Source organism: Streptomyces sp. RPT161 (assembly GCF_027533845.1).
GTDB lineage: Bacteria > Actinomycetota > Actinomycetes > Streptomycetales > Streptomycetaceae > Streptantibioticus_A > Streptantibioticus_A silvisoli_A.
The window spans coordinates 1-25,859 of sequence record NZ_JAPZVN010000032.1; the positions used below are offsets into that span (position 1 = coordinate 1).

Genomic DNA, 25,859 nt, shown 5'->3' on the forward strand with positions numbered 1-25,859 from the left:
CCCGGCCGAGACCCGCGAGGTGCTCATCCGCTCCCTGGCGATGCTGCGCACCAAGCACGCCGACCTCCCGTCCCGCAAGCACGGCAACCCGCCCACGTAAACCGCCCCCTCCTCCCGAAGAAAGGCACCGCTACGACCATGGCCCCGCTCAACAACGGCGTGATCCCACCCCGTGGACCGGAAGTGACCGAACGGACCCTGACGTACGCGGGGTTGGCGACGTTCGGCCGGGTGCCCCGGCTGGACGAGGTGGGGGAGACGGACATCGCGGTGGTCGGGGTGCCCTTCGACTCCGGCGTCTCCTACCGGCCCGGCGCACGGTTCGGCGGCAACGCGATACGTGAGGCGTCGCGCCAACTGCGCCCGTACAACCCGGCGCAGCAGGTCTACCCCTTCCATTTCGCCCAGGTCGCGGACGCGGGGGATATCACCGCCAACCCCCACAACCTCAACGAGGCGGTGGAGACCATCGAGTCGGCCGCCGGTGAACTCATCGACACCGGGGCCCGTTTGATGACCCTCGGCGGTGACCACACCATCGCGCTGCCGCTGCTGCGCGCGGTGGCCCGCAAGCACGGCCCCGTGGCGCTGCTGCACTTCGACGCTCATCTCGACACCTGGGACACGCACTTCGGTGAGAAGTACACCCACGGTACGCCGTTCCGGCGGGCGGTCGAGGAGGGCATCCTGGACACCTCCGCCCTGTCCCACGTGGGTACCCGAGGCCCGATCTACCACCAGGACGACCTGGACGAGGACGCCAAGCTGGGCTTCGGCATCGTGACGTCCGCCGATGTGATGCGGCGCGGTGTGGACGAGGTGGTGCAGCAGCTGCGCGAACGCATCGGTGAGCGCCCGCTCTACATCTCCGTCGACATCGACGTCCTGGACCCCTCCCACGCCCCCGGCACCGGAACCCCCGAGGCGGGCGGCCTGACCTCCCGTGAACTGCTGGAAATCATCCGGGGCCTGTCCTCCTGCCACCTGGTCTCCGCCGACCTGGTGGAGGTGGCCCCCGCCTACGACCACGCCGAGATCACCGCGGTAGCCGCCTCCCACACGGCGTACGAACTCATCACCATCATGTCCCGCCAGATGGGCCCGGCCCGCTGGTCGGGCGAGCGCGGCGGCAAGTAGCCCACCGCTACGGGCAGTCCGGGGCACCGCCGTGCCCCGGGCTGTTCGGTCTTGGCCAGCGTGGACGACTGACGGGGGTTCGGTCCGGCTGCTCCGGCTTATCCCCACACCCCGAAAACCGCTCCCGCCACCGTCGCGCCCAGGGCCGTGCCCGCGATGACCTGGGCGAGGGTGTGGTCGCGCAGGGCCACACGGGACCAGCCGATGACGGCGACCAGGGGGAACAGGGCGAGCAGCCAGGGGCCGTAGGCGAGCGCGAGCATGACCACCGAGCCAGCGGACACCGCGGTGTGGACGGAGATCTTCCACACCGTGGTGATGGCCAGGATCGCCAGCAGTGTGGAAAGCATCGACGCGACGAGGGCGAGCATTTCCCGGGGCGAGCCCAGAAACGCCATCAGCACGATGCCGAGCACCACGGAGACCACCACGCCCGGAATCAGGATCAGCCGGTCCTGACGGCGGCGGGCGTGGCGGTCTCCCCAATATCCCATTCGCTGCCCGAACTTGATCCACAGCGTGGGAATGCCGCCCGCGAACACCGCGGCGAACACGCCCCAACCGACCCCGGCGAGGCGGTCCGCGTGCCAGCCGATGAGCAGCGACACCGCGATGATCCAGTTCTTGGGCTCAAGACCGTCGGTTATCAGGCGAGCCGGTCGGGATTCCGTCTCGGTCAGAAGGGTCACGCTTGTTCCTTCGCATGGGTGCGGGCCGCGGGGGAGTGGTAGGCCTCGCTGAGGATCAGCAGCCGGGCCACTTCCGCGTCGAAGTCGAGGGCCATGGTGGCCGACGCGGTCGCCTGACGTTCCGACTCGCCGACGATGTCGGCGCCGTCGAGCTTCGCCGCGCACGCGGTGCGCAGCCAGATCGCCTCGGACAGGGCGGTGCGCCGGTCCCCCTGGACACCGGAGAGACCCGCGGTGTGCTCCGCCTGCCTGCGCACGTGTTCCGGTACGTACGACGAGAGCACCAGCACCGCGTCGCGGATCTCGATGACCGTACGGTGCAGTCGCACCCGGGGAGTCAGGCGGGAGCGGGCGTCCAGCACGATGTCAGGTACCGCGCTGGTCAGTTCGGCCCACAGCGGCTGGATGCGGCGCAGCGCCCACCAGTCGCGTACGGAGCGCCACAGCACTCCGACGGCGGGCAGTGAACTGCCCACGATGATCAGGGAGATGGCGGCGTTCTCCACCGCGTCCGCCACCGTGGTGGCCGGGGCGTTGATGACGCCCGGATGCAGGAAGCCCAGCAGCATCAGGGCGGTGCGCAGCAGGCTGTACAGGGCGCCGAGGGCGGTTCCGGCGCCCAGCAGACGTAGCCCGGTACGCAGCCAGGCGGCCCCGGCGTGCCGGCTGTACGCCCAGAACAGCCAGGTGGCGACCGTCATGGCGATGCCGAGGCAGCCGGTGAAGACCATGCAGTAGGCAGTGCCCGCCAGGGAGCCGACGTTGGCCTGGTAGAAGTCGCTGACCTCGGACGGCCGCGGGGTGAGCGCGAACAGCACGCTCATCGCGGTCATGGACACCGTCGCCAGCACGGTCAGCGCGCGGCGGGCCCTGGGCAGCGCCCTCGGCCGGGCGATGGCGACGACGAAGTCCAGGATGGCCGCGGAGCCGACGATGCCCAGCAGGTTCTTGCCGAGGGTGGAGAGGTTGTGGACCCCGGCCAGTTGGTCGACGTGGTCGACCACGCCGGGCTCGCCCAGCGTCGAGGCGGCGGCGATGGACGCGAACGCGGTCCACAGCGCGCGTTGCCGCGGTACGCGCACCGCGGCGGGCAGTCGCCAGAGGGTGACCGCCCACAACAGGGCGAGGACGATTTCCTTGACGGTGTTCATAGCCCCCGTGCCGGGTGTCCGAAGGCGTCGTTGAGGCGGGAGAGCACATCCGCGGCCTCGTCCGACGTGGAGCCTGTCTCGTTGCGGCTGGCGCGTTCGAGGATCAGCGTGGCCAGTGTCTCCGCGTCCTTTTCCTGACGGTTTGCGAACTTGGTGCGGCCGAGGAGATGGACGATGCGGTCGGCCGACAGGCCCAGTTCGCTGTCCCGCTCGGTGGCCGCCGCGGCGCTGGTCCGGATCCGCGCGGCTTCCGCCCGGATGATGTCCGCGATGGGCAGCGACGGGCTGCTGGCATCATGCACCGCCTGGCTGGTACGGGACAGCAGGTTCTCGAAGTGCTCGGTGGCCGTGTGGAGTTCGGCCTCGGTGGCGTCACCGGTGATGTCCAGCTCGGGGGCGACATGGCCGAGCAGCATGTGCGCGATCTCGTGCAGCACGATGTGCACCTTGAGGATGTCGGCCGCGCTCGCCTCGTAGAACACGATGTCCGCGGAGTCCAGGCCGAGCCAGATGCCGCAGGGCAGGTTCGGGTCCATCGGGCCGTCGAGCGGCAGCAGGTGCAGCGGACGGCCGCGCTGCTCCGCGATGCTCGCGCAGAAATCCTCCAGGCTGAACGGCTGGGGGATGGTGAGCCGTTCGGTGAGATCGGCGAACGGCTGTCTATGTGGACGTCTCCACCACTTCATCCGCTCCCGCCTCATTTCAGCCACCCGACACCAGAACCGGCCGGGCGGACCGCAGAACGTTTCGGAGCGCACCCAAACCACTCGCGACCAGTACTGTAAGCGGAATGTGCCGGTCGGCACGAGGCGGGGCGCGGTGGGTCAGCCTCTGCGGCGTCTGGTCCGCTGCGGCTTCACCTCCGGCAACCCCTCCGCCTGCCGGAAGCCCTCCACGATGCCCTTGATGCCACGCAGCGACTTGGCCGACAGGCCGCTCAACCGGAACGCGACGGCGCGGACCTCCCGGTCCTGTAGCGCGTCGGCCAGCTCGTCGCCGGCGTCGGCCTGCTCCGCGCTCTGCTTGATCTCCCGGATCCGGGCCTCCACCGCGCCGGAGACGGTGTCGTCCAGGAAGTAGGCGGTGGGCACCCCGAAGAACGCGGCCAGCGCCCGCAGCGAGTCCACTCCGGGGTTGGTGACCTTGCCGGTGCGGATGGCCTGAACCGTGCCGTGCGACACCGTCGGGTCGCCCTCGTTGGCCCGCTGCCGGATCTGGTCGGCGATCTCCTGGTACGTGAACGGGCCGCGCCCCTTGGGATGGATCTCCCGGATCAGGTAGTCGAGCTTCTGCGCGATCGTACGCGGCTCGGTAGTCGGAGCCTGGTCACCCATCGCCTTGATCACTACTCCCCACCCCGCGCCCGTGCTGTCCGTGCCGTCTGTCTACAGGCTCTCATTATCCCCATCCTTTCAACTAGAGAGAATCTGTCACCTGACAGCCCATCACTCAGGCCGTTTCATCTAGTTGACTTGACAGAGGCGTTGGTGTCGAAGGTATGTTCCTGGCACCGCATCTAGTTCGCTAGACGCACCGGGGGGAGTCAGTGACGGGGGAACATCTAACTGGCTTGCGCGTCGACGTCGACTGGAACGCGGTGCACGGAAAGCGGTCCGAGGCCGTGGCCTCGGACCGCGAACCGCGCTTCAGCGGCCCACGATGCGGCTCATCAGGCCGGTGAGCCACCCGGCGTACCCCACGGCGAAGGCGGGCAACTCCCGTGTCCTGGCCCGGCGTCGGACGTCCAGACGGTTGTCCACCGGACGAGGGCGCTGCCCGCGAGGGGCGGGCGCGCCGCTGGCTCACGTCCCCGCGTGCACGTAGGCGGCCCAGATGTGGGGGCGGTCGGGGATCCGACGGCGGAGGTCTCGGACGGTGTGGTGCAGGGCGTGGGCGGAGGCGTCGGTGCCGTCGCCCGTCATACGGCGGTAGAAGGCGCGGGTCACCTGGTCAGCGTGGGTGCTGTCGATCTCCCAGAGGGTTCCGACCGCGGTGGGGAAACCGGCGAGAAGGAACGCGCTGGTGATGTGGATGGCCTCGTCGGACAGCCGCTCGGAGGTGCGCGCGGTGCCGCAGGCCGCGAGGAAGGCGAGCCGCGCCGACCGCGGCCGGGCCCGGCAGATCTCCAGGACGGACAGCGGCTCACCGCTGGGCAGATGGAGCAGCGCGCCGGACGGTTCCATCGGGTCGCCGGCCGCATGGCAGCCGAAGTGCGCCCAGGGGGTGCTGCCGAGCGCGGCCAGGACGGCCGCGCGGGTGGCGGCGGCGCCGACCAGTGGCTCAGGCGCGCCGAGCAGTCCGGCCGCGTAGTCGGCCGCCGCCGCGACACCGGGCAGCTCGTCCTCCGGCGCCGCGACCAGCAGGGCGCTGCCGCTGCGGGCGGTGTCGCGGTGCTCGGTCCGGGCGCGCGCGTACGCCAGGATCTGGAAACCGGGCACGTACGAGGACACCACGGTGTCCAACGCCGCGCCGCAGCCGTCGAGTTCGCAGTCGAGCAGAGTGCACTGCGCCGCGTGGAGCGGAAGGGCGTTGAACGGCCCCGTGGGCACCCACCAGATCCGCGGCCACGGGCCTTCGTCGGATACGCGCTCGCACGTCCCGACGAGACCGAGGACCGGACGCACGATCTTGTGCCAGCTCCACGCCAACGTCTCGCGGACGGTGGCACCGGCGGCGATGAGTTCCGCCGGGGACGGCCGCACCGGACCATGGGCGTTGATGGCGTCGACGGCGTCACACAGCCGCCGGGCCGCGTCGGCGATCTCGTCCGCCTCGGCATCGAGACGAAGCGCCGTGATCTCGTCGGCGGTCACGACGAGGGCATGGCAGTAGCGTCGCGCGTGGTTGAGCACCACGATCGGGCCCTCGGCCGCGAGAGAGCGCAACTGCTCGGCGGAGAGCGGACGCAGGAAGCCGTGGAACCCGGGGTGGGAGCGGATCCGCTTCACCAGTTCGTCGAGCTCCCGCGACGCGCGGAACTTGGCCAGCCGCGACCACTCGGCGTGCCCTGCTGGTGCCGTGACGGGCGCATCGGGCTCGGCACCGAGCTGGTCGGCCAGCCGCTCGAAGTCATCGGCCAGCGCGGGGTGTGCCGACCGCAGTTCGCTGAGATCCGCGCGGGCCTCGATCCGCCGGGACAGCAGCAGCCCGCGCCCACGTTCGAGCAGTTCGGTGGCGCGGTCGACGTAGGGCCCCGCCACCACCCGCGACAGGGGCTCCAACTCGGGCAAGGCATCCGGCGGACGCCGTTCCTCAAGGGCCGCCCTGAGGTTCCGCACGAGGTCGTGCGCCACGGTGGCGGCCTGCTGGCCGAGGGCCCGCAACAGGACCAGCTCGATGATCGAGCGGATGTCCCCCTCGAACGTCGTCAGACCGTGCTCCGCGGACCGCTGGTCGCTACCCCGGTCGGTGACGTCGGCCATGGCCTCGACAGCCGCTTCGAGGTGCTCCAGGCCCACATCGATGCTCGGCGCCCTCGCCAACGCACCGGCCGCGGCCCCGAGTTCATCGTGTGCCCGGAACCACGCCGGAATCCTGGGGTCGCGCCTCGCGGTGGGGTCGTCGATGCCGGACAGGCGGTTCCGCAGACTCGTCAGCATGGCCTCCACGGCGTTCGCGGGGGCATGCCGCGGGGTCTCGGGTGACCGGTTCGTCGCCGAGACCGGAGACGGGCTGCCTTGGCCGACGCCACCGATGTACGCCCGCATCACGTCGGTCCAGCCGTCGGTTGCCCGCTCATCCACGGTGCCGCTCAGTTCCTCGGCTTCGGCCGCGAGGCGCGCCGCACGATCCGGATCGGCGGCGCGCACCGCGAGGGCACGCTGGACGAGCGCCCGCATGAGCGTGGACGCGGCCACTATCCGCGTCGGGTGACCGGGAGGACACGCCGCGAACGTCCGTCTGCACTGGTCGACATGGGCGTCGGTGATGCCCGGGTTCGGACCGCCGCCGGGCCCGACGGTTTCGACCAGGTTGAGCAGGGCGTCGCCCGCCACAGCGAGCCCTGGATAGCGGTCCCCGTGCTGGAGCGCCGCTTCGCCGACAAGCTCCTTGAACCGTCCCGCGAGCTCCCGGGCACGTGCGAGCTGGCCGGGTTCATGGCCGACCAGATAGATCTGCAGGGCGTTGAAGAACTCGGTACGGGCCGACAACAACGCCAGATCTCCGCCGGTGGCGGTCCCGTTCGCCGCCGCGGTGGCGAGCAGTGCCGACGCCTCTCGCGCCGCTTCCACGTCGAAGAGCCCGACGGGCGAGATGGTGAGCGCGTACGCGAGTATCGAATCGAGCTCCGCGGGGTGGTCGGACGCGTGCGAGCGCGCGTGGCGCAGCAGCGTGACGGCCTCGTCGAGAGGGGTGGGATCGCCGTGTGCGGTGGCATGGGCGGAGAGCGCGATGCCGAGCATCCCGGACAACGACGCGCGCAAGGGGTCCTCCTCGCCGATGTCCGCGAGCATTCCCCGTATCACCGCGATGTCGGATTCGAGGTGTTCGCTCCCGTCGAACTGGACGTCGGACAGGCGGGACATCAAGGAGACCGTCCTGGCCAACTCACCGCTCACCGTGCCGTCCTCCGGTCCGACCGAGGGGACCGTTGACAGGGCGACGGGCAGCGCGGCGTCGAACATGCCGCGGCGCAGCAGGCCGAGCGGCAGGAAGTCGGCCGGGGCGACGGCCGCCACCTCCTCTGTCAACGCACCTGCCTCGGCGGCGAGTTGGGCGGCTCTGTCCGGTTCGGTCCCGCTCAGTTCCTGCCCGCGCGCCCCGATGAGGGCGGCCAGGACGGCGACATAGGCGTAACGCCTCGGCTGTTCGGCGGGAAGCGCGGCCAGGGCGGCGCGATACCGGGCGATCCGCTCGTCGGACACCGCGCCCGAGGTGATCGCGGTGGCCGTGTCGAGGACTTCGAGGTCGATGTCCGCAATGGACTCACCGTCCGGCGTGGAACTCGCCCTGAGCCGTTCGATGATCCGGCCGATCGCCGGGCGGGCGGCCTGGAAGAGACGCGGATCGTCGCCGTCCGCCAGTTTCGTCAATGTCCGCAGGTCGGTGAGGAGTTCCCTGTCCATGTCGCTCATCGCGCCCGTCGCGCCGACGGTGGCCAGCAGTTCGAGCGCCTCATATGCCGCCGCGTTGTCGTCGCGTTCCCGTGCGAAGGCCCCGAGCGCCTGGCCCAGGGCGGCGGCGACGAGGGGATGGGCCGGATGGCCGGTGGGGGTCTGCGCGAGTGCGGCGCGCAGGCGTCGTACGCCGCAGGCGACCCGGCCCGCGTCGTGCTCCCGCGCGCCCGCTTCGGCGATGGCCGAGCCGACGCGCAGGTCCCGTTCACCCGGCCAGCTGGTGGGTGCGGCGTGGAGCTCGCGCAAGAAGCGCAGCCCGTCGGCGGCCTTCGGGGTGAGCGCGTCCTCGGGGGCCGCCTCGACCAGCCGCTCGACCTCGGCGAGTGACGGTTCACCGAGTAATCGCGCGGCGTCCAGCAGGGTCCCGATGGCGACGTCGGCAGCCTCGGCCGCCGCCGGGCCGAGGGACGGCAACCGCTCGCACACCGCTCCCGCGTGCCGGGCCGCGGAGGCGAGGGCGTCCGGGTCCGCCGCGAGCTGGAAGCGCATCACATCGAGCCCGAGGGCGTGGAACGCCAACTCGGCGTAACCCTCGTGGCCTTCCGGCAGTGACTGGCGCGCCGTCTCGGACCAGGCAAGGGCACGGTCCAGCGCGGCCAGCCGGTCGGGTTCCGTGAGGTCCGGCGCGTTGCCGACGGCATCGCCGTACGCCGAGCTGACGAGGTACGCGAACCGTGCGTCATGCGCCGGATCCGCTGGATCGAAGGCGTCCCGCAGCGGCTGCGGAAGCTGTGCGTCCGCGGGTACCCGTGGACACAGGAACCCGAAGGCACTCAACGTGATCGTCATGTTCTGCTGCGCGTCCGGGTCCTCGGGGCCAAGGTGGCGGAGCCAGAAGGTCCAGCAGACGGCGGCGACCGCGGCGAGATCAATCGTTTCCTCGGGCGATGGCGCCGCCTCGCGCAGCAGGGCCAACGCATCACCGACCGGGTCCGGTTCGCGTAACGCCGCGGCATCCCCGGCGTTCTGAGCTGCTAAGAGGCGTGCGACAACCCGGTCCTGAAGCTCAGTCACCGCTCGTACACTAGTCTGATCCGCGCATCAGGGGGCAGTGTTTCTCCGGACTTTCAGGGAGTCTGCGGTGGGGGACGGGGCGAAGGCGCACAGGGTGTACGAGGACGCCGTCGAGTACCTCTGCCGCAACATCGACGCGTTACGCGAACTGATCGGCCCGGAACTGTGGGAGCCGTCCTTCGCGGTCGTCCGGGACGGTGACCCCTCCGCCGGTGAATGGCGGGACGCCGTCCGCGAGTTGCACGACGCGGCCGAGGCGGCCGGGATCCCCGGCGGGATCGGCCTGCGTACCACGATGGGCGCGGGCGGCTGGCCGTCCGGCCCACCGCCGCGGTCCGTCGGCTGGATCTGTCCCACGGGCCGCTGCGCCCGGGTTGACCTGCGCGAGGGAGCGGAGGCGCAGACGCCGGTGTGCGCCCTGGCCAGTCAGCCGATGCGACTGGTGGACGGCTGAGCCCGGTGGGACTGCTCGTCGAACTCCAAAAGCGCATACCCGACGGGTGGTTCCTGCGACGGTTGCTGCCCGCCGCTTTCTTCGTCGTGATCGCGGCCGTGGGCGGCGGGCAGCTCGGCCAGCGCCACTGGGACGACCTCGGTCTCGCCCGCGAACGGATCGCCGGTGCGCTGCGGGTGAGCGGTGGCACGTCCACCCGTGCCGTCGCGTCGCTCGTGCTCTACGCGGTGGCGGTGGTGGCGGCCGCGTTCGCGGTACCGGTCGTCGCGCGGGCGATCGGTACGCTGGCGTCGGGGGCCTGGCCCTGGTGGCTGATGCCACTGGGGCGGCGACTGACCGCGTGGCGCGAACGGTGCTGGACACATCCCGAGGACATCGGGAAGGAGGCGGTCCGGGCACGAGCCGCGGGGAGGACACTCCGCGCCGATCGGCTCGACGCTCGCCGCGCCCGTACCGCGTCGACCAGGCCCAGCTCCCCCACCTGGTCGGGAGACCGGCTCCGCGCCACCGAGGCGCACGTCAAAGCGGGGACGGGACTCGACGTCGCGAGTGAGTGGCCCAAGCTGCTGCTGGTGGTGCCGGACACCTCCCGCACCGCCCTGAGCGACGCCCGCGACGCCTACGACGCGGCCTGCGAGGCCCTGGCGTGGAGCACCGCCCTCACCCTCCTCGGCACCTGCTGGTGGCCGGCGGCCCCGGCCGGGGCGCTGGTCGGGCTGCACTCCTGGCAGTCACTGCGGGAGGCGGTAGGGCGGTTGTGCAGGACCACGGAGGCGGTTTTCATGACGCAACACGGCGAGGGATGAGGGCCGGGCACTCCCGGTTCGCGTCAACCGGCCGGGGGCGGAGGCATGACGTCGGGCTGCGCCGCCGCCTCCGTCCAGGTCACGCGGCATGTTCGCACTTGTGACGCCGGGTGGCGGTGCGGCCGCACCGCTGCGGACAACACCATCTGGCGGCGCCGGTTCCCGGCGGCCTCAGGTGTCAACTGCCTGCGGATTCCCGGCGTTTCTCCCAGGCCGCGGCGAGGGCAGCGACCGGGTCCGGGTCGGCTGCGGCGCATGGCCACCACTCGGAGTCCTCACGCTCGTACGGATGCCAGCGCATGTCCGGGCCGAGACGGAGTTGCAGTCCGGCTCCTTCCAGGGTGAGGCGGTTGCGCCACGCGCGCAGTCGCGGCTGGGCCTTGCTGTCATCCACGTCCTGTAGGGCCCGGGTCAGCGCGGTCCGGGCCGCGGCCATCGTTGCGGGCTCCGGGGTGAACGGCTTCTCGGCCGCGGTCACACCGGCGGGACCACCGTTCCGCCAGGCCCTTGTGAGGCGGGCGAGTTCGGTTGGGCGGATGCCCGTTCTGGCCTGGATGTTGTGGAACCACTCGGCGTCCCTGTGGGCGGCGGCCAGGCGCAACGCGTCCTGGTGCTGGGTGAGTTCCAGGGATGTGGTGTCGCCGGCCAGCAGCCGGGCGGCGCGGGCGGCGGCGTCGGCGGCCAGGCGCCGCAGTCCGATGGCGGTCAGGCCGGAAGCCCGGGGCGGCTCTGGCGGAAGGGCTGGTGTCCGGGCGGCGGTGAGGGCGGGCGGTTCGGGTAGTTCGGGTCGGTCCGCGGCCCAGCGGGCGTACGCGGCGGCCGCGGGCAGACCGGGCGGTCCCCGAGGGTGCCACCCACTGGTCGAAGCGGGAGCTAGTCAAGCGGCCCTCACCCTCACGTGACCCGCACAGCGCACCATTCCCGGCATCGCCACGCAGGCCTGACACACCCCCAGGCCCACGTCAACTGATCACCCGGCGTCTCCCGAGGAGTTGCACCCGTGCAGCCGCAATCCCATGCCCGTGCCTGGTGTTTGATCGCGCGCCCCGCTACCTCCGGGCCCCAGTACGTCCGCCACGCAGCGCGTGGTGGACCCGAGTTGCATGGTCGAGGGGGAGGCTGGTGCTGTCGGCGGTGCACCAATCGCACACGGTGGCGACTCAGGATGCCGTGCTGGTCGCCGAGGAGGCGTGGGTGATCGTGTACGCCGCACGCCTCACAGATCTGTTACAGGCGAGAGCCGCGCGGCCGCCAGCAGGATCGCGTCACAGCACGTTGAGCACGTTACTTTCATAGGCCTTTGTGCATTTGATGCTGTTTCGTCTTACCGACGACGGAGCTATCTCCTTGCGCGCCCTAACAGCGATAGGGTTCACTAACACCATTAGAGGTGTGGGGGCGCGCCCCTGCTCCGACACGTATGAAGGGGGAGGGTGCCATGGCCCACGCCGGTACCCGGGCGGTTCCAACGCACCGGCCACACGCCAGGAGTCCCCGCACAGGGCTTGTTATCGCTCTCGTGCTGGTCGCCGCGTTCATGCAGTTGGTGGACGTCAGCATCGTCAACGTCGCTGTTGCTGCGATCCAGAGGGGATTAGGGACCACATACAGCCAGCTCCAATGGGTGCTTGCCGGGTACACGCTGGCGTTCGCCGTGCTCTTGGTCGCTGGTGGACGACTCGGTGACCGGTGTGGACGCAAGCGTATGTTCCTACTTGGCATGACCGGTTTCACCATTGCATCTCTGCTGTGTGGTGCTGCTCAAACACCGGGCATGCTGGTCGGTTCGCGGTTAGCGCAGGGACTGACTGCCGCTTTGATGTACCCGCAGGTCTACTCCGTCATCCAGGTCACCGTGCCGCGCAAGCAACGGGGCGCCGCTCTGGGAGCGTTGGGCGGTGTTATCGGGCTGGCGGCGATTACCGGACCTCTCGTTGGCGGGCTACTCATCCAAGCCGACTTGTTTCACTGGGGGTGGCGGCCGATCTTCCTTGTCAACGTCCCCATTGGCGTCATCACCGTTCTGCTGGCGATGCGCTACATGCCTGAGTCACGCGCCGAGGAGCCGGACCCGATCGATTGGGTCGGCGTCGCGCTGGTCTCCATCAGCATCGGCGCGCTGGTATATCCCCTTGTCCAAGGACGCGACATGGGCTGGCCGCAGTGGTTGATCGGCATGCTGGGCGCGGGGGTCTGCGGGCTGCTCATGTTCGCCGTCTACGAGCACTACAGAGAACGTGTCGGTCGCGCCCCCCTCATCCGCATGAGCCTGTTCAAGAACCGGGGTTTCACTGGCGGACTGGTGCTCATTCTCCTCTTCTATGGTGCCTTCCTCCCGTTCTTCTTGATCTTCAGCGTGTACATGCAGGCCGGCCTCGGCTACTCCGCGCTGTACACCGGTGTCGCCCTCGTCCCCTACGCTCTTGGCTCCGGCCTGGGTTCTGGGGTATCGATCGCGCTCGCGCCACGCCTTGGCCGAAACATCCTGCACATCGGGCTGGGTCTGCTCATCGCTGGCACGTGCTGGATCATGTGGACTGTGCGGCAGCATGGAACAGACCTTCGCACCCTGCAACTGCTGCCGTCGTTGCTTGTCGCCGGCCTCGGGTTCGGGCTGACGGTCACCCCGCTGGTGACACTTATCCTCGCGAAGGTGCCTGCCTACCACGCAGGGTCAGCTTCGGGGACGCTCACCACGGTCCAGCAGTTCGGCAGTGCCGTCGGTATCGCCGTCCTTGGCACCCTCTTTTTCGGGATGCTTGGTTGGCACTCCAACACTGTCACTGCACACCAGGCACCCGCCATCTCCCGACAACTGTCGACGGCAGGGCTTTCTGCCTCTGATGCCGCAATCAGCGTCCGGGAATATGGGAAGTGTTTCCGCGACCGGGCCAGTGAAAAAGACACCTCCGTGACACCGGCCAGTTGCCGATTGGCGGAAGCGGACACTCGAAAATTTGGTCACGCGGAAGGAGCCAGCCACGTTCTCGCCACATCCGCGCAACAGGCAAATCGAGTCAATTTCGCGTGGTCGGTACAGCACACATTAATTCTGCAAATCGCCTTGTTCGCCACTTGCTTCCTGATCGCGTTTGCGCTACCAAACGTGCGAGGCAAGGAACTGGCGGAGTTTGAGCAGCAAAGCCAAGACGCAGTCATTATTGGCTGATCGGAATTCGCGAAAATGGCTCCATCATCTAGATGGGGCCATTTCGCATTTCCTCGCCATTCTGCATCTCCGGGCGTCCAGCCTCCGACGCTAGGCCACGGCGTTCCGCGAGCTCCAGTCGATAAACAACCTCCAACAGGTCCATGACCTGCTGGCGCCGAGCTTGCGATAACTGGGCGGCGCGCATCGCAATCAGCTGTACCTGGCCATCCCCCATGATCCTGTCGAAACGACTTATCTCCGCTTCCAGTAACGCCAGCTTCTTGGTGACCCGATCGGCTGTTTGGTCGTCGAAGAAGTAGGCAACTGGAACGCTAAAGAAGTCAGCAAGAGCCTGCAGGTGACTGAGGGTGGGATTCGTCTTCTTGCTCTTCCGCAGCTGCCAAATGTAGCTCTGCGAGATCATGACCCCTGTGTTGCGGATGGCCGCCGCGACGTGCTCGTTGCTGTACTCGCGCCCTGCGGGTGACTTGGTTGCCGCGAAGAGATAATTGAGTTTGTCGGCCAAGGTCTGGCCTGCCAGTTCCATCATGCGCAGCCCCTCCGCCCGAGCAACTATTAGTTCCCCGTGTAAGCAATATACCATGCGCAACCGATTAGTCCCCCCGTCTTTTCTGCCCGTTAGAACCTTGCGCATCGATATTGCTTAGCCGGCATTGCCCTGGCACCCATGTCAAAGGAGCCCCATGGTGAGCTAGCGGGCAGTAAGTTGGGGTCTTGATCATCTGCAAGAGCAAAACTAGCCATTTGTTGAGACGTGGGCACCCACTGTAACTATGTTGAGTGAATTTCACTCGTGTGATTAACTGGATGTCGAGGGTTCCACCGAGGTGAACAGCCAGAGGGACGTACCTTGTTCGCCAGTGGACACCGCGAGTAGTCCGCGAGCCGCCGGGGGAGCTACGGATGCAAGGGCCACGAGACCGCAGAGAATCGTTTCTGCTTGCCGTCGCCATGCCTCCTCATCGTAAGTTGGGACACACCCGACTGCCTGTCCATGCTTCCCCGCGTTAAGTGGCCGAGACTCCCGCGTCCAAGGGTGCGCACTCGGCCAACAGGGCGCCGGATGTAGATATTTCAGTGGTGGCGACGGGGCTGACCGTCGAATTTACACCCACAAGAAGGCACAGGTGTGTATCCCGGACCTGCAACGGTTAAGGCATACACGGCTCCAAGGGGGGTTGATGATCACGGCAACCATGCCGAGGCACCGAGAACTCCAGACATTCCTGCAGCGATGTCGCGACCGTGTTGGTATCTCGCAAAAGACCATGGCGGAACGATTACACTTATCGCCCCGCGGATATTGGAACCTTGAACAAGGGCGTATCCGCAACCCCAGCACTGAGATCCTGGACGAGCTCGCTGTCATCCTAAAATTGGGTGCGCGTGAACGCTGGACGCTCTACATGCTCGCCGTGCGCCATGATCCGCCACCGCTGCGTAGCGCCCCGCTGGAGGATGCATCCGCGTTCGCGGAGCTGTTGGCGGTACAACGATGCCCAGCCGTCGTCGTGGATCCCGCCTGGCAGATCGTCGCTTCCAACGGGGCCTACCGCAAGCTCCCTTTAGCGGATGTCGGCCAAGACAGCTTCATGCGCCAGGTGCTGCTCACTCCACAGGTCCGCGACACGCTTCTCGGCGACTGGGACGATGCATGGGCAGCGCCTCTGCTCGGTGAGTTGCGCACCGCGTCCGAGGTGCATCCTGACGCGGACTGGCCCAAGTACCTGCTGCGTGCCATCACCCGTGACGAGCGGCTACGGCGGGTGTGGCGGCGCATGGATGCCCACCCCCTGGCGGATGCTGTCATCACGCGCCCGTTCTGCCATCCGGCGTGGGGGCCGCGCGTGACCGTGGTGGAGACCGTTCCCCGGTACCTGACCGGGCACAAGATCATCTCGCTGGTTCCCTTGGAGCCGCAGCAGGCTACTCCACCGACGGTCGATCACCCGTAAGGCTACGACCGGGTCTGGGCCGTGATGCCGTCGAGTAGGCAGGCTAGACCGAACGCGAACCGTTCGTCGTTTCCGGCCCTGGTGAGTTGGTCGGCGAGTGCCACGGTGTGAGGGAATGTCTCCCGCGACAACGCCTGGAGGCCCTCACGGACTTCCTTGAGGTAGTCGCGGGGGGCCTCACCCCTGGCGACGGGACCGGACATCGGCGTGGTCTCCCACAGCACGAACCCGTGGATGTACACCAGGCACATGATCAGTGCGTCAGCACTTTCGCGGTCCGCTAGGCCGGCGTTCCGGAGCCACCCCAGTAGCCGTTCGAGGTGGTTCAGCATGTGGGGGCCGAGCACGAACCGGTTGGCGAGGATCTGTGCCGCATCTCGCTTGGACAGCAGGTAGCGACGGAAGGCGTGCCCGAACGTACTCAGGCCATCCCTCCAATCCCCAGTGACGGGCAGTTGATCGAAGGGGAAGTCAGCGAACAGGGCCTCGGCCAGCAAGTCGATCAGGTCATGCTTGTCCTTGACATGCCAATACAGGGTCGGGGCCTGGATGCCCAGCCGCTCGGCGAGTTTCCGCATGCTCAGCCGGTCCAGCCCGTCGGCTTCAACAAGCTCGAATGCCGCGGAGACGATGCGGTCGACGGTCACCGGATCCCGTTCGAGGCGTGGCTCGGTGCGGCGCCTGATCACTGCTCGTCTGCGGGCACCCGCGTCCGCCACCACTCGTCCTCCTCATCCACGCAAACTGCGGCCACCCGCCATCTAACACCGTTAGACGAGCGGGTGGCTAGTTGTCTCGCCTGGCAGTACTCAGCCGACCTTCGGCATGACCTCCTGCGCGAAGAGCCGCACGTTCCGTTCCATCGACGCCGCCTCCTGCCCTCCGTAGTCAATCTGCCACAGCATCATGTCCAGATACAGCTGCTCGCGCAGCCACTCGATCTTCTCCAGCACAGTTTCGGGGCTGCCCACCACGCCAGTCGCGTTGCTGCGTAGATCTTCCTCGGACGCGCCCACAAACGTCTTCCCGGGGGTCGAGTAGCCGGGATAGGCGGTCGATTTCACTCCGGTCCACGAGTTCGCAGCTTCACCCCACACCTGGAGGTATTCCCGTAAGTACGGCGCCGCCACACGGTAGGCCTCTTCGTCCGACTCCGCGACGTACAGCGGCACGCTCAGTCCAACCCGCGGCTTAAGGCCCGCACTCCCGTGTTGGTCCTCGAACGTCTCCCGGTACACCTCGACCATCTCGCGCATGCGCGGCAGTTCATCCTCCTTCGGCGGGGAGGCGATCAGCAAGGAGAAGCCCTTCTCCCCGATCCACGCGAAGCTCTCCCGTGAGCGGACCGCGGCGACCCACACTGGCGGATGGGGCGCCTGAGTGACTGGAGGCAGCGAGGTGGCATCGGTGTAGCGGAAGAACGGCGTATCTTCCGATGCCTTCTCCTCAGCCCACAACCGTCGGACGGCCTCGATGGTCGCGGTGAACTTGGCGCGGCTGTCGTCCAAGTCGATGCCAAACACGTCGAACTCGTAAGGCAACCAGGCTCGTGCGAAGCCGACTTCAAGGCGGCCACCGCTGATCGCGTCCAACTGGGCTGTATCAGCGGCGAGTTGTACGGGGTGGTGGAATGATGCCTGGATCCCTCCCGTCATTAGGCGGATCTGGCTGGTCTGAGCGGCCACGGCCGAGAGGAAGGCCAGCGGGCTGGGGCAGTAGCCGCCGTAATCACGCAGGTAGTGCTCGGTCATCTTCACATAATCGAAGCCGAGTTGGTCTGCCAACCGCGATACACGCAGGGCATCGGCGAAGTAGTCTCTCGCTGACCTGTGGTGAGGTCGGCAGTCTGGAAGTAGCGATATCCCGTGCTTCACGAAGGTCCTCCTGAAAGTGATTGGTTGGGCGGTTGCAGGGAAGTGAGGGAGACGAAAGCGGCATTGGCCACGGCGAGTGGAAGGACGGTGTGCGTCTTGCTGTACAGCAGGGCGTGCACGCATCCGGTCACCGTCCCGACGACGGCAGCGAGACATCTCGCCTCCGTTCCACGTGCGGGTACCGTCATGACCAGCAGCGACACCATCACCGACACAGCCACCGCCAGCTCTGTCCGGCCTCCGGTAACCGCGATGGCGCCAGCCCGCAACATGAGCTCCTGGACGAGACCGATGAGGACGAACGCGGCGACGGTCGCCATGGTCGGGAGCCTGCGGGCAAGAGCGCGGTAGGGGCGGACCGCGTCGCTACCGACGATGGCCATCCAGTTGTCCTCGCCAATCGGCTCGTACCGCACCGCGCTGGCCACGATGGTGGACAGCAGGCCGCATATGGCGAACTCGCCCGTTCCGAGAAGCACACCCAGTGCCAGTAACGCCGCCGCGGTCATCGTGGCCTCCTTCCTGCCGTCTTACTGCCGAAGGCGGTCTGGTAGTGCACAAACACGCGGACGTTGAACCAGGTATGGCCGATGACGGCGGCCAGCACGCTGCCGGTGGCCAAGGTGGCGGCGAGGGTGAACACTGATAGCGGCAATTTCGCTATGGCCTGGCCCCACCCGAACGGCAAGTGCGATAGGGCAAACGTCACCGACACGGCCGCTAACGCCATTGCCCCCAGGGGCCACGGCACTATCCGGAGGGCGATGTGGCCGAGTGCGCCGCGATACACCATCTCTTCAAGCACCGCCCCAACCACCAGCCACCAAAGGCCAACGCGTGTTTCTCGGGCCTGCTCGGTTCGGCTCCAGCGGTTCGAGGGCACCGCCTCTCGCACCTCGCGGGAGTCTTTTCCGTCTGCAGCGATGCCCACTGGTCGCCCAGGGCCGCTGGCGCGGTGGGCGCGGGGCCGGCCCGCCGCCCCCCAGCGCCCGGCTAGGCGTGCTGTGATCCTTCGGTCGGTGTGCCACGCAAGGCGGCCGATCAGATAGCCGAGCGGAACCGAGGCGACCAAGCCGGGCCACCACCCATCGGTAAGCATGCCCGGTCCCTCCAGCCGCAGCCCCAGAACCACTAACCCCGACATGATCACGAAGTAGGGTGCGAGGGCCGGGACCTGCGGGGCTTTGGGTTCTATCCACCGGCCGTGCAGGTGGGAGGCGAGCGCCATCGGCGCCAGCCCCCACAACACCAGCACGGCGACCAGATAGGCGTGCATGATCAGGGGTACGGATGCGGCAGGGGATTGACGAACCCGCCGTAGTCAGCGAACCGCGGGTGCGCAGCCGGCGGGGCACTCGGCAGCGGCAGACTTAGGGTGTCCGGAGACCACACGCGCATCACTGTGAATCCCAGCTGGCGGATATCGGCGGTTGTCAGATCCGCCCAAAACAGGTGCTTCCCCGTGGAGCGGAATGCGTCCACCACTGATCGCACGATCTCGCGGGGCTGGCGCGTATCGTCTGCGGGCAGGTCGCTCGCCGGTTTGCGAACATGCTGGGCGAACCGCCTCTCCACCAGCTGCGCGCCGTCCCGGCTGGCGTAGTAGCCGACGTTGGACTCCAAGTCGAACATGCCCGCCAGCTGGTCCTCGACCGGCCCAGCGGCCGGATCCGTGGCGTGTTCGAGCAGGCTCCACCCCGCGAGAGCGTGGACACCGACCGTCTCCAGCAACGCCCGGTACATCGCCCGCTCCAAGCTCGCCCCCGATCCCAGCCCGCAACTGAGGGCCGGAACAGCGTTGTTCGGCGAACGCAGGAGGCAAGCCACGGTGAAGCCGGGGAGATCCGGGTTCGGAAGGTAATGGAATTCCGGCGCGACAGTGCTGGCGTAGTGCCGGTCCAAGAACCCCTTGAGAGCGGCCAGCCGCTCGTCCGCCTCAATCAGCACGCTTTCGGTGTTGCCGTACCAGTGGCCCATGGCGGTGTCGAGTTGGATCAGCTCATACAGTCCCCCGCGTAGCGCAGCGTCAGGAACGGTGTGGGCCGCTGTGCCCGTCGTCACCGCCGAGACCAGCCAGGGCTCAGTGTCAGCAGGCACGTATCCGAGGAGGAACTGCTGTGCCGGGACCAAGGATTCGGTGTGGTCGAGGAGGGAGGGCACTCGGACCCAGCCCATCGCGGCGTTGGGGTCGAACGGCTGGTAAGGAAAGTTCTCCCGGTTGAGCTGGGCGCTATCGAAGAGATTGAGGGCGGCGGAGTCGATGACCGGCTCTCCGCAGTCAACCAGTTCCGCGTGGCTGGCCATCACGACGGGTAGGCGGCCCTCTCGCACCACAGAGTGCCCCGCGTAGCGTTCCAGCGTCTCGCCGAGGACCCGGATACGGGATTCGAACGGCAGGAAGCCAAAGCCGCCGATGTGGTAGAAGCCGGCCTTGGGCGCCGGGCGGTTCTGCCACAGGTGGACCCCCGTGAGATCAGCGCCTTCGACGAACATGCGCGGGGAGCGCAGCGGCTTGTTCAACCCTCCGATGGAGGTGATCAGCCCGCACAACCTGCCCTGCATCTGGCTCTGCAGCGATGCGGCGCGTTCGTCCTCATCCCGCCAGACCCTCAGCGCCAGTTGCGTGTCACTCACTGGCCCACACCCTCGCGTCGAAGTACAAGCTCGCGTCGTCCCGGCCCCGCACCGATCCGCAGGCAGCACACCCTGGCAACCGCAGCACGTCCTGGTAGGCGATTTCCATGGTGGGCAGGTAAATGCCCAGGACCTTGCCGATGGTGAACGTCGACCCTGTGCTCAGGTAGTTGACCGCCTCCAGGGCGGCGTGCCCCGCGAGGATCTGTCGGACGGCCGCGAGCATGGGTGGCTTGCCATGCTTTACGGCGCTGGCGGCGAGGGCCTGTTTGTAGGCCACGTAGCTGGCGGATTCACGCAGGTTCATCACCACCCGCGTCTCGAAGCACTCGTAGCACGGTGAGCTGCCGGGAACGATAGTGGGGCCTACGAGCAGGAACGGCCCGTCGAGGGCCACATGCGTCCACGGGATGTCCAGCTCGATCGCTATTCGGTTGAACGCGCGGGACCGGATCGGGTTGACGACCCCTTGCGACCACAGCATGTAGGCGCCGCGCAGTTCGGCGAACGACTCGGCGAGGTGCGCCAGCCTCAGCCCGTCATGTGTGGCGGTCTCATCCAAGGTCGCTATGCGCTCGGCCAGCCGGTTACCGGCACAAAGCCGCTCGACCTTGGTTGTGTTCGCGTCCTGGACGAGGTCGGCAATGGCTCCCGCGAGCGGCTCGTCGCCCATCACCACGCACCGCTCGGATCGGCTGGTGGCTGCACCGTCTTCTACGCGAAGCGCCGACATCTGGTCCAGGTAGGAGTCCAGCGCACTACCAGGACTCCATTCGACAGCGTCCAGCGTCCGTAGGTGATCCACAACGGCTTCCACCGTGGCGCGGGACACCCCGTGCGCCTTGGCGAGTTCCTTGTGACTTTGGGCGCCGTCCAGGCCACGGATCAGGTCGAACAGCTTGCCCTTGCCCGACTCATCAGTGACCGTGTACGAGCGAGGGTTCCACACTCCCGTGCGCAACTCGACGACATCGGGACTGTGCCCGACCACCGTGAAGGAACGCTTCACACGGGCTTCTGTTCCTGCCATGCGTCAACTCCGAGGAAGTAATCGAAGGGAGAGGGGCCGTCAACGACGAGCGCCGAGCAGCACCATGTGCACGACCGCCCGGTACACCCCGTCGATGCCAAGCGCCCGATGAGTCTCGTCATCGAAAAAGCCCGAGTAGTCCAGGCTGCCCAAGCCAAGCGCGGTCGCTGTCAGGTGGATGTTCTGCGCGATCGAGCCGGTCTCATGCAGCACGAAACGCAGTCCCCGCGGTCCGTACTTGCGCATCGAGCGCCATGGGGAAGCAACGAACAGCAGCAGGGCCCCGCATGTTCCGGCCAGATCGTCTCCGGCAACGTCCGCGCACGAGGACAACAGCCTGGTCAGCTCTTGCTCCCCTGCCCATGTCTCCAACGCGTCGGCATCCGGCAGGTACCGGTAGATGCCGCGCTCCAGCTCCGTGATGTTGCGGGCGACGACCCACACTTCGACTGGGAACAGACCCCCTGCACTTGGCGCGGTGCGCAGCCGAAGCGCCGCCTCACCGCCGGACTCCAACCGGGACTGAACCTCGATTGTCTCCGAATCGCCGTACCTGAGCACGCTCGCCAACGATCCGAAGGGCAGCGGGGCGGAGGCGAAATCACGGGCACTGCGACGGCCTGCGAGCACCTGGGCCAAGGAGACATCAGACAGCCTGGATTCGGGCAGCTGGATTCTTTTGGCTCCATCAAGCGGACTGCGCGTTGCCTGGGCCAAGGCGATGGTGACCGGGTCGGTGAAATAGTGGGCGACCGACAGCTGGGTTTCCCGGTCGTGCCGTGTGTTGCGGCTAGCGACCAGGAACTCCTCAGCGACGCGCGGCAGAGCATCGGACGCGTTGTGGTTGTCAAACCTGAGCGGGTGAGTGCGCAGCCCCACGCCCAGGGCCTGCGGGCTGACTTCGCGGGCCTCCGTGGTGACCAGCGCATCCCGCACATCGGTCGGGCTATAGGTCAAGGTGCATCATCCATTCGTGAACCGCCGGAACGGGCCTGGACAGCAATGCGCCGGGCAGGCAACAGGTGCTGCCTGCCCGGCATCCCTGAATCAGGGGTTCATTCAGCGGGTGACCGCCGCCGAGCAGCACGACGTGCCCGGGATCACGATCGCCTCGTCACGCTCATCGCTGAGGGTGACCTGCGCCGTGGTGTTGCGGTGCTCAACCGTGGCCTCAGAACGCAGCTTCATGGGGTTACACCTCCTTATCTTGGGTAGAAACGACATGCCTCGACAGGCGGGCGACTACCGCGTGAGGAAGAGGTCGCACTCGACTCCTCACGTGGTGGTACGGCCCAGGCGCTCCAGATCTTCTGGAGACCACCCACGGCGAGCGTCCCCCCAGCCCCGGTACGGCCTCAAGAGATCAGAACAACTTGTGCGACTCCTGAGGCGCCTGAGGAAGCACGTGATAGACGAACGGGCATGACACAGCCCGCCACTCAGCCGCAACCGTTCGCCCAGTCGAACGCTGCTCTGCCGTACCAGGCCTACCGTCACCTGTTGCAGGGCGGCCCCATCCATCACATGGAAGTCGCTCCCAAGGTGATGGCATGGCTGGTGTGTGACTACAGCACCTCTCGCACTTTGATGTCCGATGCCCGCCTCAGCATTGACCCAGTCTCCACAACACCCGAAGTTCGAAGCGCGCTCCTTGGGCTAGCGACAGAGGAGAAACAATCCCTCTACGGCCGCCACCTTCTGGCCACAGACTCGCCCGACCACACGCGCATGCGGCGAATCATGTCCCGTACGCTCACCGCACGTCGCATACTCGCGATGGAACCAAAAGTCCTACAGATCACCGAGTCGCTCCTGGACAGCCTCGAAGAGCACGACGAGGCTGATCTGCTCGCCGAGTTCGCCCTGCCGTTGACCATCCGTGTCCTTGCCGACTTGATCGGGCTGCCAGACGATGGCACCGAACTGTTCCACCGGCTGGGACTGCTGGTGCTGCGCGGGGAAGCGGCCGAGGACGAGGTGTTTGGGCAGGTTATCGCCACCCTAGCGGCCTACCTCAACGGCCTCACGGCTCATCCCGACGCGATCGCTGACGGCGGGCTAATGAGACTGCTACTTGATGCCCACGCTCACCAAGAAATCACCGACGAGGAGCGGAACTCACTGCTGTTCCAGCTGTTCTTCGCCGGACATGAAAGCACCGCGTACTTCATCACGAACGCCGTCGCCACTCTCCTCGCCCACCCTGACCAGTTCGCACTCCTCCACGATGCCCCTGGCCTAGTCGATAATGCGATCGAGGAACTTCTCCGCTACGAGGGTTCGGTCAAGTCGGCCACGTGGCGGTTCCCTACCGAGCCAATCGAGATCGACGGGGTGCGCATACCCGCAGGAGATCCCGTCCTGATCCTTTTCGCCGCTGCGAACCGTGACTCAGACTTCGTGCAGGACCCGGACCGACTCGACATCACCCGACCGCCCTCAGCGCACCTGTCGTTCGGGCACGGCGTCCACCACTGTCTCGGGCATGCGCTGGGCCGCATGGAGGCCAAGGCCGCCATTACCTCACTGATCACCCGCTACCCCGCTGTGCGTCTCAGCGTCCCGCACCACGCCCTGCCCTGGCGGGCCAACATCGTGATGCGCGGCATGAGCCACCTACCCGTCAACCTTACGCACTGATCCGCCCACACCAACAGAGAAGAGAACCCATGAACGACACCGGCCCAGAGGTCTTCCCCGAGTGGATGCCACCGCACCTACGCCTCATGCAACTCGTGGCCGCCAAATGGATCACTCAACCACTGATCGCATTAACCCGGCTCAACATAGCCGACCTACTCATAAGCGGTCCTCGCACCGTCGAAGACCTCGCTGATGCCTGCGGAGTCAAGTCCGGCCCCCTGCACCGCTGCCTGCGCGCCACCGCTGCCGTAGGCGTGTTCGCCGAGCTGGGCGACGGCCGCTACTCGTTGACGCCCATGGGCCGTCACCTCACTTCGGGCACCGAGCTCTCACTGCGCGACTTCACTCTCTTCCTGGCCGACGAGTCCACCACACAGTCGTTTGACCGCATCCTGGACGTGCTCCGTACCGGTCGGCCAAGCTTCGAAGACGCCAACGGCAAGGCCCTGTTCCAGTACCTGGATGATGAACCTGAACTACGCGCCGTCTACCAAGGCGCGTGGGCCCCACTCACAGCCGGTGTCGCCAAAGCCCTGATGAACACCTTCGACTTCACTGACACCAAGGTCGTTGCCGACCTCGGTGGGGGAACCGGCACACTGCTACGTACCATCCTGGACACACATCCACATATCACGGGCATCCTGATGGACCGGCCGGAAGTTGTCCGCCAGGCGCACCCCGACCTCACCACCGGCTCTCTAGCGAATCGCGTGGAGTTGGCTGCTGGTTCCCTCCCTTCAGACGTACCGCCCGACGCGGACATCTACATCATCAAGAACGCCCTGCACTGCCTGGACGCTGAAACCGTCACCGCAACTCTCCGAGCTGTGCGCGCAACGATCGGCGACCGCCGCGACGCACGGTTACTCCTCATCGAATCGGTGATCACGCCAGGCAACGGGTACGACTGGGGACGCTTCGTCGACATCGAAGTGATGATCAACTGTGGTGGCCGTATCCACACTCGCGACGAATGGGACTCCCTTCTCGCCTCGTGCGACTTCACTCTCACCGAGGCCAGCGAACTCCTGCCGCCTCAGTGGCTATTGAGCGCCCGTCCCAGCTGACAACTCGCATGGCCTCTGCCGGGTGTGGCGACTGTCAGCGGCCGCGAGCCCCCAATCGCGCGGGGAAGGCAGACCGGCTCACGTTTGGCGCGCCGAGATCCAATGTCGTTTTCCCTCTCTTCAGCGGGTGCGCTGGTGGCTGCAGGGGCTGGACTGCGGTATGGCGGAGGCGGCAGCGCACGAGGCCGGCCTCCCTGATCTCGGAGGGATTGCTCGCGTGGTTCGAAACTCATGGCAGTTGGTGTGTGGGTGATCCCATGGGCGGCGCCTGCGAGAGCCGCGGAGCCGCTTGTGACCGCGCGGCCGCCTCCAGTTGGGGTGCCATTGTGTGAGGTAACGGCTCGTGGCTTTTCGGACCCAGCCGCAACCGCACGCGAGCGCCATGGGTGTGGCTCACCGTCGTGGTCAGTGCTCCCGCCTCGACGTGGCCGACAGTAAGGCCGGGTGCTGGAAGAAGATCAAGGTTCGGGTAGTGGCGTGGTGGGCTGGGTCTGCCATGACCACATGCAAGCAGCCCGAGACAATCTGCCCGCATGCACCGATCAGGCGGCCGAACCCATCTGCCCCTTCCGGGCCGGGGCCTGAAGCTTCCCCGGCCCGGGGTTGTCACGGGGGTGCGCTACAGCTTGCGCACGTGGTCTCCTTCGTCGAGCAGCATCGCGAGATTCGATCCCCGAGTCCCAGGCGATGGCCAAGCGATTCCGCCACTGCTCGCCCGGCTGATGAGCCGTCACCGTACCTTCATCGCCCGGTGGTAGGTGGGTGTGCGGATCGGTGGTGTGGACCAAGGCGACCCTGTCTCCGGGACGAAACATCGCGCCGGGGCTCTTGCCGATGACGCGGCTGAGAGCGGTGGCAGTGAACTGCGTATCGGGGTGAACTTGTAGGTGGTCGAGGATCATCTGCGCAGCGCGCCGGGTGCGAGCCGCTGATTGCTACCGCCCGGTCACCACGGTCAGTTTCGGCGTTGGGGGCTTCCCCTTGGGTGGCCGAGGCGGTTTCTGTCGGCGCGCAAGGCGCGTCTTTCGCGGCCGCGCTGCTCCACTCGCAGCCACCCTGCCCGCAGCAGACCAAGAGGAGTCGCGCCGCCACACAGAGCGTGAACAAGCACTA

The 25,859-nt window shown here is 67.2% G+C and carries 23 protein-coding genes; 8 read left to right on the forward strand and 15 right to left on the reverse strand.

The features are described 5' to 3' along the window. Nucleotides 1–138 precede the first annotated feature (138 nt). On the forward strand, nt 139–1,137 hold the full coding sequence (speB, locus tag O5O46_RS33080; protein ID WP_269859358.1) for an agmatinase: 999 nt from the start codon (nt 139–141) through the stop codon (nt 1,135–1,137). 98 nt (nt 1,138–1,235) lie between these two features. Here the strand turns inward: speB and O5O46_RS33085 are convergent, their stop codons facing one another. The 5 genes from O5O46_RS33085 to O5O46_RS33105 form a co-directional block, all read right to left on the reverse strand. After that, nucleotides 1,236–1,826 (reverse strand): phosphatase PAP2 family protein, encoded by a 591-nt coding sequence (locus O5O46_RS33085; protein ID WP_269859359.1) that lies wholly within the window; start codon nt 1,824–1,826, stop codon nt 1,236–1,238. Next, on the reverse strand, nt 1,823–2,977 hold the full coding sequence (locus O5O46_RS33090) for an MAB_1171c family putative transporter (RefSeq protein ID WP_269859360.1): 1,155 nt from the start codon (nt 2,975–2,977) through the stop codon (nt 1,823–1,825). Before O5O46_RS33090 ends, O5O46_RS33085 begins: the two co-directional genes overlap by 4 nt. Beyond that, nucleotides 2,974–3,663, reverse strand: coding sequence for a hypothetical protein (locus O5O46_RS33095; protein WP_269859361.1), 690 nt, complete (start codon nt 3,661–3,663; stop codon nt 2,974–2,976). Before O5O46_RS33095 ends, O5O46_RS33090 begins: the two co-directional genes overlap by 4 nt. Nucleotides 3,664–3,801: 138 nt before the next feature. Further along, complete coding sequence (locus tag O5O46_RS33100; protein ID WP_269859362.1) at nt 3,802–4,311, reverse strand: XRE family transcriptional regulator; 510 nt, start codon at nt 4,309–4,311, stop codon at nt 3,802–3,804. Nucleotides 4,312–4,779: 468 nt separating this feature from the next. After that, on the reverse strand, nt 4,780–9,108 hold the full coding sequence (locus O5O46_RS33105; RefSeq protein ID WP_269859363.1) for a CHAT domain-containing protein: 4,329 nt from the start codon (nt 9,106–9,108) through the stop codon (nt 4,780–4,782). Nucleotides 9,109–9,175: 67 nt separating this feature from the next. On the opposite strand from O5O46_RS33105, the gene O5O46_RS33110 reads away from it, so the two are divergent. Both O5O46_RS33110 and O5O46_RS33115 read left to right on the forward strand, forming a co-directional pair. Beyond that, on the forward strand, nt 9,176–9,562 hold the full coding sequence (locus O5O46_RS33110) for a hypothetical protein (RefSeq protein WP_269859364.1): 387 nt from the start codon (nt 9,176–9,178) through the stop codon (nt 9,560–9,562). Between the two features lie 5 nt (nt 9,563–9,567). Beyond that, the gene (locus tag O5O46_RS33115) at nt 9,568–10,368 is read left to right on the forward strand and encodes a hypothetical protein (RefSeq protein WP_269859365.1); all 801 of its coding nucleotides are present in this window, start codon (nt 9,568–9,570) and stop codon (nt 10,366–10,368) included. Nucleotides 10,369–10,546: 178 nt separating this feature from the next. Here the strand turns inward: O5O46_RS33115 and O5O46_RS33120 are convergent, their stop codons facing one another. Then, complete coding sequence (locus O5O46_RS33120) at nt 10,547–10,846, reverse strand: hypothetical protein (protein WP_269859366.1); 300 nt, start codon at nt 10,844–10,846, stop codon at nt 10,547–10,549. A gap of 81 nt (nt 10,847–10,927) precedes the next feature. Here O5O46_RS33120 and O5O46_RS33125 point away from each other — a divergent pair, with 81 nt between their 5' ends. Then, entirely contained in the window at nt 10,928–11,149 is a 222-nt protein-coding gene (locus O5O46_RS33125; RefSeq protein ID WP_269859367.1) for a hypothetical protein, read from the forward strand. A 738-nt stretch (nt 11,150–11,887) separates the two neighbouring features. Then, complete coding sequence (locus O5O46_RS33130; RefSeq protein ID WP_269859368.1) at nt 11,888–13,537, forward strand: MFS transporter; 1,650 nt, start codon at nt 11,888–11,890, stop codon at nt 13,535–13,537. 28 nt (nt 13,538–13,565) lie between these two features. Here O5O46_RS33130 and O5O46_RS33135 read toward each other — a convergent pair whose 3' ends face one another. Beyond that, the gene (locus O5O46_RS33135) at nt 13,566–14,069 is read right to left on the reverse strand and encodes a helix-turn-helix domain-containing protein (protein WP_269859369.1); all 504 of its coding nucleotides are present in this window, start codon (nt 14,067–14,069) and stop codon (nt 13,566–13,568) included. 652 nt (nt 14,070–14,721) lie between these two features. On the opposite strand from O5O46_RS33135, the gene O5O46_RS33140 reads away from it, so the two are divergent. Further along, complete coding sequence (locus O5O46_RS33140; RefSeq protein WP_269859370.1) at nt 14,722–15,495, forward strand: helix-turn-helix domain-containing protein; 774 nt, start codon at nt 14,722–14,724, stop codon at nt 15,493–15,495. A 2-nt stretch (nt 15,496–15,497) separates the two neighbouring features. On the opposite strand, the gene O5O46_RS33145 is transcribed toward O5O46_RS33140, so the two are convergent. The 8 genes from O5O46_RS33145 to O5O46_RS33180 form a co-directional block, all read right to left on the reverse strand. Beyond that, nucleotides 15,498–16,214 carry a TetR/AcrR family transcriptional regulator C-terminal domain-containing protein gene (locus tag O5O46_RS33145; protein WP_269859371.1) on the reverse strand — a complete coding sequence of 239 codons (717 nt, stop codon included), beginning with the start codon at nt 16,212–16,214 and terminating at the stop codon, nt 15,498–15,500. Between the two features lie 90 nt (nt 16,215–16,304). Further along, nucleotides 16,305–17,369 (reverse strand): LLM class flavin-dependent oxidoreductase, encoded by a 1,065-nt coding sequence (locus O5O46_RS33150; protein WP_269859372.1) that lies wholly within the window; start codon nt 17,367–17,369, stop codon nt 16,305–16,307. Then, entirely contained in the window at nt 17,366–17,878 is a 513-nt protein-coding gene (locus O5O46_RS33155; protein ID WP_269859373.1) for a hypothetical protein, read from the reverse strand. Before O5O46_RS33155 ends, O5O46_RS33150 begins: the two co-directional genes overlap by 4 nt. Further along, nucleotides 17,875–18,645 (reverse strand): CPBP family intramembrane glutamic endopeptidase, encoded by a 771-nt coding sequence (locus O5O46_RS33160; protein WP_269859374.1) that lies wholly within the window; start codon nt 18,643–18,645, stop codon nt 17,875–17,877. Before O5O46_RS33160 ends, O5O46_RS33155 begins: the two co-directional genes overlap by 4 nt. A 2-nt stretch (nt 18,646–18,647) precedes the next feature. Beyond that, nucleotides 18,648–20,003 carry a YcaO-like family protein gene (locus tag O5O46_RS33165; RefSeq protein WP_269859375.1) on the reverse strand — a complete coding sequence of 452 codons (1,356 nt, stop codon included), beginning with the start codon at nt 20,001–20,003 and terminating at the stop codon, nt 18,648–18,650. Continuing rightward, nucleotides 19,996–21,012, reverse strand: coding sequence for a TOMM precursor leader peptide-binding protein (locus O5O46_RS33170; protein ID WP_269859376.1), 1,017 nt, complete (start codon nt 21,010–21,012; stop codon nt 19,996–19,998). The genes O5O46_RS33165 and O5O46_RS33170 overlap by 8 nt, the downstream gene beginning before the upstream one ends. Before the next feature lie 60 nt (nt 21,013–21,072). Further along, nucleotides 21,073–21,990, reverse strand: a complete 918-nt coding sequence (locus O5O46_RS33175) for a SagB/ThcOx family dehydrogenase (RefSeq protein ID WP_269859377.1) — start codon at nt 21,988–21,990, stop codon at nt 21,073–21,075. 102 nt (nt 21,991–22,092) lie between these two features. Then, nucleotides 22,093–22,221 (reverse strand): hypothetical protein, encoded by a 129-nt coding sequence (locus O5O46_RS33180; protein WP_269859378.1) that lies wholly within the window; start codon nt 22,219–22,221, stop codon nt 22,093–22,095. A gap of 234 nt (nt 22,222–22,455) precedes the next feature. Between O5O46_RS33180 and O5O46_RS33185 the strand changes: the two genes are divergently transcribed. Together O5O46_RS33185 and O5O46_RS33190 are read left to right on the forward strand one after the other, a co-directional pair. Next, complete coding sequence (locus tag O5O46_RS33185) at nt 22,456–23,673, forward strand: cytochrome P450 family protein (RefSeq protein ID WP_269859379.1); 1,218 nt, start codon at nt 22,456–22,458, stop codon at nt 23,671–23,673. Between the two features lie 29 nt (nt 23,674–23,702). Further along, nucleotides 23,703–24,746, forward strand: a complete 1,044-nt coding sequence (locus O5O46_RS33190) for a methyltransferase (RefSeq protein ID WP_269859380.1) — start codon at nt 23,703–23,705, stop codon at nt 24,744–24,746. Nucleotides 24,747–25,859 lie beyond the last annotated feature (1,113 nt).

What these genes read in the sequence shown, in the direction of transcription:
- O5O46_RS33100 (WP_269859362.1), bottom strand. Translation starts at nt 4,311, where the DNA reads ATGGGTGACCAGGCTCCGACTACCGAGCCGCGTACGATCGCGCAGAAG.
- O5O46_RS33095 (WP_269859361.1), bottom strand. Translation starts at nt 3,663, where the DNA reads ATGAAGTGGTGGAGACGTCCACATAGACAGCCGTTCGCCGATCTCACC.
- O5O46_RS33090 (WP_269859360.1), bottom strand. Translation starts at nt 2,977, where the DNA reads ATGAACACCGTCAAGGAAATCGTCCTCGCCCTGTTGTGGGCGGTCACC.
- speB (WP_269859358.1), top strand. Translation starts at nt 139, where the DNA reads ATGGCCCCGCTCAACAACGGCGTGATCCCACCCCGTGGACCGGAAGTG.
- O5O46_RS33190 (WP_269859380.1), top strand. Translation starts at nt 23,703, where the DNA reads ATGAACGACACCGGCCCAGAGGTCTTCCCCGAGTGGATGCCACCGCAC.
- O5O46_RS33155 (WP_269859373.1), bottom strand. Translation starts at nt 17,878, where the DNA reads ATGACCGCGGCGGCGTTACTGGCACTGGGTGTGCTTCTCGGAACGGGC.
- O5O46_RS33135 (WP_269859369.1), bottom strand. Translation starts at nt 14,069, where the DNA reads ATGATGGAACTGGCAGGCCAGACCTTGGCCGACAAACTCAATTATCTC.
- O5O46_RS33140 (WP_269859370.1), top strand. Translation starts at nt 14,722, where the DNA reads ATGATCACGGCAACCATGCCGAGGCACCGAGAACTCCAGACATTCCTG.
- O5O46_RS33185 (WP_269859379.1), top strand. Translation starts at nt 22,456, where the DNA reads ATGACACAGCCCGCCACTCAGCCGCAACCGTTCGCCCAGTCGAACGCT.
- O5O46_RS33180 (WP_269859378.1), bottom strand. Translation starts at nt 22,221, where the DNA reads ATGAAGCTGCGTTCTGAGGCCACGGTTGAGCACCGCAACACCACGGCG.
- O5O46_RS33160 (WP_269859374.1), bottom strand. Translation starts at nt 18,645, where the DNA reads ATGCACGCCTATCTGGTCGCCGTGCTGGTGTTGTGGGGGCTGGCGCCG.